This is a genomic window from Edaphobacter dinghuensis (assembly GCF_014640335.1).
In the GTDB taxonomy this organism is placed as follows: domain Bacteria; phylum Acidobacteriota; class Terriglobia; order Terriglobales; family Acidobacteriaceae; genus Edaphobacter; species Edaphobacter dinghuensis.
The window spans coordinates 318,758-330,231 of record NZ_BMGT01000003.1 but is presented as its reverse complement, the minus strand read 5'-3'; the positions used below and the strand labels follow the sequence as shown (position 1 = coordinate 330,231).

11 protein-coding genes are annotated in these 11,474 nt (G+C 57.1%); 5 read left to right on the top strand and 6 right to left on the bottom strand.

Features of this window, described 5'->3' with window-relative positions:
• Positions 1-2: 2 nt before the first annotated feature.
• Both IEW09_RS13335 and IEW09_RS13330 read right to left on the bottom strand, forming a co-directional pair.
• On the bottom strand, positions 3-1,178 hold the full coding sequence (locus IEW09_RS13335; RefSeq protein WP_188554704.1) for a diflavin oxidoreductase: 1,176 nt from the start codon (positions 1,176-1,178) through the stop codon (positions 3-5).
• Between the two features lie 86 nt (positions 1,179-1,264).
• A complete protein-coding gene (locus IEW09_RS13330) occupies positions 1,265-1,801 on the bottom strand; it encodes a hypothetical protein (protein ID WP_188554703.1) in 537 nt (178 codons plus the stop codon).
• Between the two features lie 153 nt (positions 1,802-1,954).
• Between IEW09_RS13330 and IEW09_RS13325 the strand changes: the two genes are divergently transcribed.
• A complete protein-coding gene (locus IEW09_RS13325; RefSeq protein WP_188554702.1) occupies positions 1,955-2,650 on the top strand; it encodes an SGNH/GDSL hydrolase family protein in 696 nt (231 codons plus the stop codon).
• Positions 2,651-2,662: 12 nt separating this feature from the next.
• On the opposite strand, the gene IEW09_RS13320 is transcribed toward IEW09_RS13325, so the two are convergent.
• Positions 2,663-4,918 carry a Tex family protein gene (locus tag IEW09_RS13320; protein ID WP_188554701.1) on the bottom strand — a complete coding sequence of 752 codons (2,256 nt, stop codon included), beginning with the start codon at positions 4,916-4,918 and terminating at the stop codon, positions 2,663-2,665.
• 72 nt (positions 4,919-4,990) lie between these two features.
• On the opposite strand from IEW09_RS13320, the gene cyaY reads away from it, so the two are divergent.
• Genes cyaY through IEW09_RS13305 form a run of 3 tightly spaced genes read left to right on the top strand, consistent with a single transcriptional unit; the run spans position 4,991 to position 7,755 of the window.
• Positions 4,991-5,329 carry an iron donor protein CyaY gene (gene cyaY, locus IEW09_RS13315; RefSeq protein WP_188554700.1) on the top strand — a complete coding sequence of 113 codons (339 nt, stop codon included), beginning with the start codon at positions 4,991-4,993 and terminating at the stop codon, positions 5,327-5,329.
• 26 nt (positions 5,330-5,355) lie between these two features.
• A complete protein-coding gene (locus IEW09_RS13310) occupies positions 5,356-5,952 on the top strand; it encodes an FKBP-type peptidyl-prolyl cis-trans isomerase (protein WP_188554699.1) in 597 nt (198 codons plus the stop codon).
• Positions 5,953-6,012: 60 nt separating this feature from the next.
• Positions 6,013-7,755 carry an ABC transporter ATP-binding protein gene (locus tag IEW09_RS13305; protein WP_188554698.1) on the top strand — a complete coding sequence of 581 codons (1,743 nt, stop codon included), beginning with the start codon at positions 6,013-6,015 and terminating at the stop codon, positions 7,753-7,755.
• Here IEW09_RS13305 and fliS read toward each other — a convergent pair whose 3' ends face one another.
• The 3 genes from fliS to IEW09_RS13290 form a co-directional block, all read right to left on the bottom strand.
• Complete coding sequence (gene fliS, locus IEW09_RS13300; protein WP_188555249.1) at positions 7,756-8,220, bottom strand: flagellar export chaperone FliS; 465 nt, start codon at positions 8,218-8,220, stop codon at positions 7,756-7,758.
• 13 nt (positions 8,221-8,233) lie between these two features.
• The gene (gene fliD, locus IEW09_RS13295) at positions 8,234-9,589 is read right to left on the bottom strand and encodes a flagellar filament capping protein FliD (protein WP_188554697.1); all 1,356 of its coding nucleotides are present in this window, start codon (positions 9,587-9,589) and stop codon (positions 8,234-8,236) included.
• Positions 9,590-9,731: 142 nt separating this feature from the next.
• Entirely contained in the window at positions 9,732-10,937 is a 1,206-nt protein-coding gene (locus IEW09_RS13290) for a flagellin N-terminal helical domain-containing protein (protein ID WP_188554696.1), read from the bottom strand.
• 253 nt (positions 10,938-11,190) lie between these two features.
• On the opposite strand from IEW09_RS13290, the gene IEW09_RS13285 reads away from it, so the two are divergent.
• Positions 11,191-11,469, top strand: a complete 279-nt coding sequence (locus tag IEW09_RS13285) for a flagellar FlbD family protein (RefSeq protein ID WP_188554695.1) — start codon at positions 11,191-11,193, stop codon at positions 11,467-11,469.
• Positions 11,470-11,474: the final 5 nt, after the last annotated feature.

Below are 11,474 nucleotides of genomic sequence, written 5' to 3'. Positions count from 1 at the left end.
ATTTAGTAGACGTCTCTCTGGTAGCGCTTCTGCTTCTTCATTGCAGCCAGATACTCTGCCGCATGCTCCAGCGTGCCGTTCGATCCTTTGGCGATGACATCGAGCAATGCAGTCTCCACGTCCTTTGCCATACGAGTGGCATCGCCGCAGACGTAGAAGTACGCTCCGCGCTCAAGCCATGCATACAGCTCCGCAGCCTTCTCCTGCATGCGGTCCTGCACATAGACCTTCTTCGCCTGGTCGCGCGAGAACGCCGTGTCGAGATGCGTCAACACGCCATCCTTGTGCATCGCCTGAAGCTGTTCTTTGTAGAGAAAGTCCATCGCCTCGCGCTGTTCGCCGAAGAAGAGCCAGTTGTCGCCGGTCTCGCCCTTCGCCTGACGTTCCTCAAGGAAGGAGCGGAAGGGCGCGATTCCGGTTCCCGGTCCGATCATGATCACCGGAGCCGAGGTGTCCTCAGGCAGACGGAAGTTGCCATTCGCATGAAGGAAGATCGGCATCTTGACGCCAACACCGGCGCGGTCGCCGAGATGCCCACTAGCCACACCCTGACGGCTGCGGCCATGCGCGTCATAGCGCACCACACGCACTGTGGTCTGCACATTGTCCTTGTGCATCGCCTGGCTCGACGCGATGGAGTACATGCGCGGCGTCAAACGCTGCAACACATGGAACAGCTCCTGCGGATCTTTCACCACACCGGGAAAGTCCGTCGCGAGGTCAACAAACTCGCGGCCCCAGCAATACTCTTCGGCGCGAGCCTTATGCTCGGGGCCAACCATCACCTTCAGACCTTCGATCTCGGGTGCCAGCTTCGCGTACTGGTTCACGCTGCCGCGCGCGAGCTTACCGATGCCAAGCCGTGTCCGCAGCGCCTCTTCGAGGCTGATCTCGACCTTGTAGTGGTCCAATACGCGCTCATCGCCCTTAAAGCCCAGCGCCGTTAGAACCTCTGCCACCGCCTCAGGGCGGTTCTCGGGAAGAATCCCGACCGCATCACCGGGGGTGTAGGTCATTCCATCTTCGAGCGATAGCTCTACGTGCCGGGTCTCTTTTTCAGACCCCTCAGCCGTCAACAACTCGTTGACAGTAACTGTCGAAAAGTACGGATTGTTGCGTGTGTACTTCGCAGCGTGCGCAGACGCTCCCTTAGCTTCCTGCTCCAAAACCTCAGTCATTCTTTCTCCAGAATCTCGGTCATCTTTTAATGATAAAAGGTAATGGCCATTCCGCAAAATACATTCGTACGCGGCTGACGCCCCTCTTACGGCAGTCGAAACACGATTCCCGTGCTCAGCGTCTTGGGAACGAAGCTGTCTCCAAGGCCCGCTAGCCTGCCATAGCTGAAGTCCACGACTCGCCAATCGATCCGCGGCAAGATCGTAAAGTCAACGCCACCAATAAACTGGTAGGCAAATTTGGTCGAGGACGTCCGTGCCGATCCTTCGCCGGTCTTCAAATGTCCAAGGCCACCCAGCACCTCTCCATAAGGCTTGAACGGCAGAACACGCGGCGTGATCGCAAGCCGCACACCACCCTCGACGGTGTCGAGCAACTGGTTGGTATACGCCCCATTGGTGTTTCCGCTGCCCGCAAACGTTCCTCGAATATCAAGCCCGGTGGCAAACAATCCATGCTCTGAGTCGTGATACAGGCCCACCGTCGGCCCATACATCCACGACGTATTTGGAGCACTCAGCTTGGCTGCTGTGAACTCGCCATAGATTACAGTCTGCGCGTGGGCCACACCCATCAGTCCCAACGCCATCATTCCCAGAAAACAAGTTCTGATAAAACGCATGTACATCTGCAAAGTTTAAACTTCTCGCGCGGCGGAGTCCACCATTGCCAAAGGAGAATTTGACAAGGACTCCAATTGCAAACTATAAGCATCACTGACCGTTATATGTAAAAAATAAATTTCACATGCAAATACGCTTACACGGGAAACTCCATGCAACGTTGCCTTTGCGCCATCACGCTTCTTGTCAGCAGCGGCTTCATCCTTCCAGCCGCTGGCGCCCAGTCACCTAAAGCTGCTGCACACGCGAGCATTCTTGAGACCATCGAGTGGACATGGGCCGCGAAGCCTGACGCCCCCGATCCGGCGCTGCCCAATGTGCTGTTGCTTGGCGACTCCATCACTCGTGGCTACTATCCCGAGGTGGCGAAACTTCTGACTGGCCGCGCCAACTGCTATCTCTTCGCGACCTCCGCAGCCTCTGGCGATCCACGCCTCATTCATCAAATCGACGACTACTTCGCCATGATTCCGTTGAAGTTTGCCGTCATCCACTTCAACAACGGAATGCACGGGTGGAAGTACACGGAAGCCGCCTACGGCAGCGCTCTTCCCCAAATGGTCGAAGCGCTGCGCGCAAAATCGCACGGAGCAAAGCTGGTCTGGGCCACCACCACTCCTGTTCACGCAGCCGACTCCGGCGGAGCCACCAACCCGCGCATTGACCAACGCAACGCCGAATCTCTTCGCACGATGCAGCGTTTCCATATCCCCATCGACGACCAGCACGCTCTTATGGCTGCGCATGACGATCTTCACAACGGCGATGTCCATTACACCGAGGCAGGCAGCGCTGTGCAGGCACAACAGGTTCAGCAGATCATCGAAAAGATGTTGCCGCCCCGCTGAGGCGGCAACACACTAAGAGACCTTCCACTTTGTAGCTAGCAGATTCAACTTATCGCTCATCGAGATCTCCGGCTTCTTCGGAGCCTCTCTCGGTGCTCGCTGGGCCGGTCCCATCAACGCTTTCATCGACAAGGCAATCCGCTTCGTTTTTGCATCCGCGCTCAGCACCTTGACCTTCACGATCTGTCCGGCCTTCACCGCCTCTGACGGATCTTTGATAAACCGGTTCGACAACTCGCTGACATGCACCAGCCCATCCTGGTGCACACCGATGTCGACGAACGCGCCGAACTTGGTCACGTTCGTCACTACGCCTTCCAACACCATATCCGGCTGCACATCGGTAAACTCGCGCACCGTATCGTTGAAACTCGGAGCAACAAATTTATCGCGAGGGTCGCGCCCCGGCTTCTTCAGCTCCTCGAGAATGTCCTTCAGCGTATAAGTTCCCGCCGAAAGCTGTTTCGCATCCACCTTCGCCAGCAGCTCCGGTCTGCGAATCAGCTCACCTACCGGAGCATCCAGCGACTTTGCAATCTCCTCCACCACGCCATACGACTCAGGATGCACTGCCGTCATATCCAACGGATTCTCTCCATCCCTTATCCGCAAAAATCCTGCCGCCTGCTCAAACGTCTTCGCTCCAATGCCGGAGACCTTGTTCAGCTCAGCGCGCGAACGAAACTGCCCATGCTCGTTGCGATAGCTCACAATATTCAGCGCCGTCCGCTCCGTAATCCCCGAGACATAACGCAGCAACGTCCATGAAGAGGTGTTGAGATCAACGCCCACGCGGTTCACGCAGCTCTCGATCACTGCCTCCAACGACTGCTGCAACTGCCGCTGATCGACGTCATGCTGATACTGCCCCACCCCAATCGACTTGGGATCGACCTTCACCAGCTCCGACAGCGGGTCCTGCAACCGCCGCGCAATCGAGATCGCGCCACGCACCGTCAGGTCAAGATCAGGAAACTCCTGTCGCGCAATATCCGACGCCGAATAGATGCTGGCACCCGACTCGCTCACCGTGACAGAAAAGATATTGTCCAGCCGATGCTCGCGCAGAAAGTCGCGCACAAAGGCATCCGTCTCTCGCGAAGCCGTTCCATTGCCGATCGCAATCGCGCGAACATTGTGCTCGACCAGCAGCTTCTCCAATACCTTGGCCGCGCTATCCGCAGCGCCCTTTGACGTATGCAGATAAAGCACATCATTTGCGAGAAACTTGCCCGTCTGGTCGACCACAGCAACCTTGCAACCCGTACGCAGCCCCGGATCGATCCCCAAAATCGAGATCGGCCCGGCAGGCGGAGCCAGCAGCAGATGGTGAAGATTATCGCGAAACACCTGAATCGCATCCGTATCCGAACGCTTCTTCAACTCCAACCGAAGCTCCCCTTGAATCGAAGGATTCAACAACCGCTTCCACGCATCTTCCATCGCCTGTTCGAGATGCACCGTCCAATCGCCCGCTCTCCGCAATACGCGCGATTGCATCACGCCAAGCGCACGCAGAGGCTCCATCTCGATCAGGAAGTAGAGCACCGACTCGCTCTCGCCCCGGCGAACCGCCAGCATACGATGCGACGGAATCGTCTTCACCGGCTCACGATACTCGTAGTACATCTTGAACTTTTCCTGCTCGTCGACCGCATCGATCGCCTTGCGGCTCACCACAATACCTTCGTCGAACATTAGCTGCCGCAGCGCCTTGCGCAGGTCGGCATCCTCGCTCAACATCTCGGCAACAATGTGTCGCGCACCCTCCAGCGCTTCATCTACGCTGTTCACTTCTTTCGTCGCATCCACAAAGCCTGCGGCCATCTCTGCCAGCGGCTGCGGCCCCGCCTCCTGCGCCATCAGGTAAAGCGCCAGCGGCTCCAGTCCCTTCTCGCGCGCAATCGTGGCCTTGGTCCGTCGCTTCGGCTTGTAAGGAAGATAAAGGTCTTCAAGCTCACTCTTATCGAGCGTCGCCTCGATGCGCGCCTTCAACTCATCGGTCAGCTTGCCCTGCTCCAGAATGGAGGCAAGAATCGTCTCGCGCCGAGCCACAAGGTCGCGGAAGTAAGCCAGCTTCTCTTCGATATCGCGAATCTGGACTTCGTCCAGATTTCCCGTAGCCTCTTTACGATATCGCGCAATAAACGGAACTGTTCCGCCCTCGTTGAGCAGTTCAATGACAGCGACCAGCCCACGCATGGGCACATTTAACGAAGTAGCAATATGAAGAAGAATTTCAGGAGAGAGAACTTTAGGATCAGCCATGGATATCTTCCCATCCTAGCTGCAAACGATCTGGAAAAATCTCTCGCGGCCCACCCGCGCTAAACTAAACGCATGCTCGACGAAACGACATTCCGCCGTGAATCCGACCGCGCCCTCGAAGCCCTCAAGCAATCCCTCATCGCTGCCGAAGAGGAATCCGAGGCATTTGAGGCTGAGGAAAACAATGGCGTCCTCAACATTCTCTTCGAAGACGGCACCAGCAAATTCGTGCTCACGCCGAATACTCCCGTCCGCCAGCTCTGGATCTCTGCCACCTCCACCAGCTTCAAGCTCGAGTGGTCAGAAAGCGCAAGTGCCTTCGTCCTCCCAAAAACCGGAGAAGATCTGAAGACCCTCACTCAGCGCCTGCTGCGCGAACACCTCAACGACGCAACCATCACGCTGGCCTAGCCCTTTCCTAAAAACAGAGACCTTTCATGAAGCCGATCTTCTCTTCGCTCGTCCTGCTGGTTGCCGTCTCCGCCACTGCCCAGACCACGACCCACAAGGCAGCCGCAGTTGTTCATCATCACACTGCGACAACTGCCGTCTCTAAAATCCCACGCGTCCCCGGGATTCCCAAGACGCTCTACACCCTGAAGTACGTCGACATCGTTGTCGGCAAGGGAGCGCTCGCGGAGCCGCATAAGTGGTACACCGTCCGCTACACCGGCTGGCTTACCGACGGCACCAAGTTCGACTCCTCTTATGATCATCCCGGCGGTGCACCGATCACCTTCCCCTACGGGGCCAAGCGCGTCATCATCGGCTGGGACACAGGGTTCGAGGGCATGCATGTGGGCGGCAAGCGTCGCCTCTACATTCCGTACCAGCTTGCGTACGGAGAGCTGGGCCGTCCGCCCGTCATCCCCGCCAAAGCAAATCTCGTCTTCGATGTCGAGCTGGTAGCGATGTCCGACAATCCGCCGGAACAGCCTGCTCCCACGCCCACGCCGTCAGAACAGCCGTCTCAGCAGACAAACCCAGCACCTGCCACGCAGCTACAGACTTCTCCGCATCCAGAGAGCCTCTAGCCGCGTCTAATTTTGCAGCGACTTAGATCAGATTTTCCGAGTAAGTTTTCAGTTATTTTTATGCTCGATCAACTTAGACCGCTATTTCCGTACCTCAAGCGATACTGGAAGAGTCTCGCCTGGGGCGGCATCGCCGTCATCTTCTATAACGTCATCAAGATTCTCATCCCACTGGTCATCGGCAGCGCTGTCGACGACATGCAACATGGCCTCACCGAAGCCAAGGTCGTCCACCATGCGCTTCGACTGCTTATCATCGCAATCTTTGCCGCAATCTTTCTTTACATTACGCGTGAGGTCATCATCGGCGCCTCGCGCGACATCGAATACGATCTGCGCAACGATCTCTTCTCCAACCTCGAGCGCCAGTCTGCGAGCTTCTTCCATACGCATCGCACCGGCGACATCATGGCCCGCACCACCAACGACCTCAACGCCGTGCGCATGCTTCTCGGCCCGGCCATCATGTACAGCGCCAACACCATCGTCTTTACCGCCGCCGCGCTGCCTTTCATGATTCGCATCAGCCCCAAGCTGACGCTCTGCGCCTTCGTTCCCCTCCCCATCGCCTCAGTCCTTGTTCAATACTTCGGCAACCGCATCCATCGCCGCTTCGAGCGCATCCAAGCCATGTTCTCCGACATCTCCGCCAAGGCCCAGGAGAACTTCTCCGGAGCGCGCCTCATCCGCGCCTTCGTTCAGGAAGAGGCAGAGATAGCTTCTTTTGAAGCTGCCAATCAGGAGTACATCAAGCGCAGCCTCTATCTCGTCCGTCTCATGGCCATGCTCTGGCCAACGCTCGAGTTCGTTCTTGGTCTATCGCTCATGATCACCCTGCTGGTAGGCGGTCACGAGGTCGTCGCCCACCGCATCTCCGTCGGCCAGTTCACCTCGTTCATTGTGTATATGGTGCAGCTCACCTGGCCCATGATCGCCGTCGGCTGGGTCGTCAACCTCTTCCAGCGCGGCACTGCTTCAGTCGTCCGCATCGACGAGCTGCTTCAGCAAAAACCGTCCATTGCAGATGCCCCTTCTGCTGTCGACGATCCGATCACCGGAGATATCGAGTTCCGCAACCTCAGCTTCGCCTATCCAAATGCGCCTGAGGTTCTCCACAACATCGACCTGCATATTCCCGCCGGCACAAGTCTTGCGATCGTAGGCCCCACCGGCTCAGGCAAGTCCACGCTGGTCAGCCTTATCCCCCGCCTGCATGATGCGCCTGTCGGCACAGTGCTCATCGACGGCCAGCCCATTCGCCACTTCACGCTTGCCGAACTTCGCAAGAGCATCGGCTTCGTGCCTCAGGAGACCTTTCTCTTCTCAGAGACCATCCGCAAGAACATCGCCTTTGGCAGACCGGATGCGACCATGGAGGAGATCGAAGAGGCCGCCACAACGGCCCACATCAGCACCGAGATCCTCGAGTTTCCCAAAGGGTTCGAGACGATGGTTGGTGAGCGCGGGGTGACGCTCTCAGGCGGACAGAAGCAGCGCACCTCTATCGCGCGCGCCGTCATTCGCAATCCCCGCATCCTTATCCTCGACGATGCGCTCGCCAGCGTTGACACCTATACCGAAGAGCGCATCCTGAACGGCCTGCGCCAGGGAATGGGGAGCCGCACCACCGTCTTCATCTCGCACCGTATCTCGACCGCACGCAATGCCGATCAGATCGCCGTTCTGGTCAACGGCACTATCGCAGAACGCGGTACCCACGACGAGCTGCTGGCGCGAAATGGCTACTACACCAGCCTCTTTGAGAAGCAACGCCTCGAAGAAGAGCTCTCAGTTACAACCTGACTATGCCAGCCAGCGTGAGACGCTAGCCTCGCTGTCTGCTGCGCGCACCTCTGCAACCGGCAAAAATTTTTCTTCTCTCGTCCGCAGCTCCCTGGGCAGCACCTTTCCAGCCTCCGGATCGCGCGCGACAATCACCCATGCATCCCGAACATTTCTGACGCAGGCAATCACCTCTTCAAACTGCTCCTTCGACGCAATGTGCGATGCCTCCAGCGTCATCGTGAACATCGTCGCATAGAAATCGGCAAGCGATGTGGCAACGCTTCCGCCAAGATCTGGCCGAAGCCGCGCCTGCAGATACATCAGAATGTCGACCACCTTCTTTACGGCGATGCGGCGGCCGCGAACATCATCCTCTTCCACGCACTGCATGGCCCTGTAGAGAAAACGGATCGCCGCATCGTAGAGCGCGACCACAAGCTCCACGCCGGTTGCACCCACCAAAGCCTGCTGCTGATAACTCATCTCGCCCACTTGGCTATCCTCCATTTCCCGTGTTGTAGCCCGTCACGGCGCTATACAGTTCGTTGACCTCGTTTAGCTGGCTGGGGATCGATTGCAGAACCTGATTGGCAGTATTCAGTTCTGTCGTAAGGTTCGTCTGCTCTGTCGCCAGAAGCGCTTCTTCGTTGCTGACGCTAAGATTGAGCGCAGCCTCCTCCGCGCTGTTCTGCTGTTGCGCAAGATAGATCGCTCCATCGGGTGCCTGCGTCCCTAAATTATTCAGCGTCGTGACAAACGTCTGGCCAAAGCTGCTGGCGTTCTGGAAGAATCCGGTAACGTCAGAGAAGTTGTTGTCCAGCGCGTTATTGAGTGTGTCTCCATTCAGCGTCAGCGTTCCATCCTGATTAAATCCAATCCCCAATTGAGTGATACTACTGATAGAACCGCTCGCAGCTCCGCTGATAAGAGCGCTCGATAGCTGGTTTTGCAGTAAGGACAAGGTGGGGCTTCCAAAAAGTGGCTCTGGATTTCCGCTCGAATCATTTGCTTCCTGCCCTTTGATGTCTTTGATCACCGCATTGTAAGCAGTGACGATATTACTGACGGCAGTGGAAACATCGGTCGTGCCATTCGTGATCTGCACTTGCACCGGATTAGCAGAAGTCGACAACAGTTGAAAGGTAACCCCCGGAATCGCCGTGGTCACAGTATTGGAGCCGCTGGTGAGCGCGATTCCATCAACCGTCAGACTGGCATCCTGGCCGGTCTGCCCGGTATGGAACCCAATGCTCGTACTCGTCGTTGCGTCGGTCAACGCACCCGAAATGGTAAGTTGTCCGGCTGAGCCGCTGGTAGTACTCACCAGGGAGAGCCTCGAACCGGTGCTGTCCGTAACGACACTCGCATTTACGCCGATATTGGCCGAATTGATCGCGCTCGCAAGCGTCGCAAGCGTATTGTTGCTGCTGCCGATCGTGATCGTATCTCCCTGAATGGTTAAGCTGCCGGAGAGCGTATCCGTCGCGCTCGCAAGCGTATCGGAGTATTCCGACGATACTTGCGCGAGCTTGTTCACCAAAATAGTATGGCTGCCTGCAGTGGCGCTCGTCGTGGCCGAAGTTAATGACAAAACATCTGTATTCGAACTCGAGCCCTGCTTCTCTGAAAAAACGCCGCTGAAGTCGGTGAGCGCCTGCATCGCCGTCGTTAGCGACGAGAGATCAGTTCCAAGCGTCGTAAAGACAGTGTCCTGTGCCTGTAGCGAAGCCAGTTGGGTCGTCCAGGGAGTCTCAATCGCCTTTTGACTCGCCAAAATCGCAGTGACCGTAGAGGCCACGTCGAAGCCCTGTCCGCTGCTTGCCGCACCAAAGTTTATTCCGACTGTACCCATCGCACCTTTTACTCGCCGTTGACTACAGCAGTAGCAATCCCAGAGCCAACCTTGCGTCCGGCAAATTAGACGCGGCTAAGATTTCAAAAATAAAGTTGCGGCAGCCGCTGAAAAACCAGCAGCTGCCGCAACTTCGAACGATTTATTGCAACAGCTTCAAGATCTCCTGCTGCACGCTGTTCGCCTGCGCCAGAGCGCTGATACCGGTCTGGCTCAGCACCTGGAGCGAAGCCATGCTGCTGGTCGCCTGGCCATAGTTGGTCGAACGAACGCTGTCCTCGGCTGAGGTCAGGTTCACAGACTCCGCGCTGGCAACGTTAGAAGCAGCATTCAACTCGTTAATGCTGGCACCGATGTTGCCTCGCTGGTACGCAACATCCTGCAGCGCATTGGTGACATTGGTCAGCACCGCCGATGCGCTTGCCGAGGTAAGCGATGTTCCGGCAAGGTTCACGCCCGCGCCCGGTGTGGTCACCGAAGCAGTAGTGTCAGAGAGTGCCGTTCCCGTCAAGGTAAGGGTGTTCGCCACACCGGTTGGACCGGTGATGATCAAGTTATTCGGCGACGTGGGACTCTGGCTTGCGACCAATCCCGCAGTCCTGAAGGACACGTCGTCGTTCAGCTGGCCAACGGCCTCGGCAAGCGTCGTACCGGTTGCAAAGTTCTCCGTAACAGCTCCGCCAGCCCCCACAGCGATCTTGAGGGTACCGGATACAGTATCTGCTGCCGAGCTGAAGCCAAACGTAGCGGTTCCAGAGGTTGTTGCCGTCGGAACCGTCGGTGTCGGATTGGTGATCGCTGTCGTCGTACCGGCAGTGGTCGTTGCGGTAGATGTACCCACGCTCGCGTCGCTCAACGAACCAACCAGCTCCTGAAACGTTGTTGCGCCCGAAGCCGTTCCGTCGCTGACAAACACGTTCGTTGCTGTATTGGTAAATACATTGTTGCCGTTGAAGTTGGTCGTCGATCCAATGTTGCCGATCTCAGTCAGGATGTTCTGGTACTCCTGGTTAGCCGATCCAATCTGGCTCGAGTTCAGCGTTCCGTTGGCCGCCTCGGTCGCGAGTGTCACTGCGCGATTCAACAGATTGGTCACCTGCGAAAGCGCGCCGTCGGCAGTCTGCAACAGGCCAACGCCAGAGGTGGCATTCTGCGAGGACTGCGTCAGTGCCGCTTCGTTTGCATGAAGGCCGTCTGCCAGAGCAAGACCGGCCGCATCGTCCGCGCCGCTGTTGATGCGCGAACCGGAGGAGAGCTGCTGAAGAACATTCTGAAGACTATTCTGCGTCTGGTTCAGATTGTTCTGTGCATAGATTGCTGCGATGTTGTTCAAGACACCCAAGGACATGTAGAGACACTCCTGTATTGCTCGATTTGAACTACCACGAAGCCTGTCCCCGGGTGCCGATCCGAAATCTCACCCTACCGACATCGGCAGTAAGAAGCTTCGGTTCACCTTGCGGAAGACTCCGCGTTCACAGCCCTCATCGGCCTCGCGGATAAGCACTTTAGCCCCAGCATTACCTTTGGTCAGTTCGCTCCTCTGCTCCTATTGATAAGGGCCCTCCCTGCCGATGTAAGAGACAGAGGGCCTCTCCCGCATGATCGAACTGACACGCCTCAACGGCAGTCGCCTTATCGTCAACTGCGACCTGATCAAATACGCTGAATCCGCACCCGACACCGTACTCACGCTGGTCACTGGCGAAAAGCTGGTTGTGCTCGAGCCTTCGAACGAAATTCTGCTGCGCACTCTCGAATACCGCGCCCACGTTCTTGCGGCAGCGTGGCCCGAAGCCGCTACCGCACTTGGCGCGAAGTCCGCCTGCGACGCGCAAAAGACGGTCCGTGATATCGAACACCAAAAGTCGAAAGACTAAGCATC

Excerpts from the sequence above, each read along its gene's own strand:
- IEW09_RS13335 (WP_188554704.1), bottom strand. The coding sequence starts at position 1,178 with ATGACTGAGGTTTTGGAGCAGGAAGCTAAGGGAGCGTCTGCGCACGCT.
- IEW09_RS13330 (WP_188554703.1), bottom strand. The coding sequence starts at position 1,801 with ATGCGTTTTATCAGAACTTGTTTTCTGGGAATGATGGCGTTGGGACTG.
- IEW09_RS13325 (WP_188554702.1), top strand. The coding sequence starts at position 1,955 with ATGCAACGTTGCCTTTGCGCCATCACGCTTCTTGTCAGCAGCGGCTTC.
- IEW09_RS13320 (WP_188554701.1), bottom strand. The coding sequence starts at position 4,918 with ATGGCTGATCCTAAAGTTCTCTCTCCTGAAATTCTTCTTCATATTGCT.
- cyaY (WP_188554700.1), top strand. The coding sequence starts at position 4,991 with ATGCTCGACGAAACGACATTCCGCCGTGAATCCGACCGCGCCCTCGAA.
- IEW09_RS13310 (WP_188554699.1), top strand. The coding sequence starts at position 5,356 with ATGAAGCCGATCTTCTCTTCGCTCGTCCTGCTGGTTGCCGTCTCCGCC.
- IEW09_RS13305 (WP_188554698.1), top strand. The coding sequence starts at position 6,013 with ATGCTCGATCAACTTAGACCGCTATTTCCGTACCTCAAGCGATACTGG.
- fliS (WP_188555249.1), bottom strand. The coding sequence starts at position 8,220 with ATGAGTTATCAGCAGCAGGCTTTGGTGGGTGCAACCGGCGTGGAGCTT.
- fliD (WP_188554697.1), bottom strand. The coding sequence starts at position 9,589 with ATGGGTACAGTCGGAATAAACTTTGGTGCGGCAAGCAGCGGACAGGGC.
- IEW09_RS13290 (WP_188554696.1), bottom strand. The coding sequence starts at position 10,937 with ATGTCCTTGGGTGTCTTGAACAACATCGCAGCAATCTATGCACAGAAC.
- IEW09_RS13285 (WP_188554695.1), top strand. The coding sequence starts at position 11,191 with ATGATCGAACTGACACGCCTCAACGGCAGTCGCCTTATCGTCAACTGC.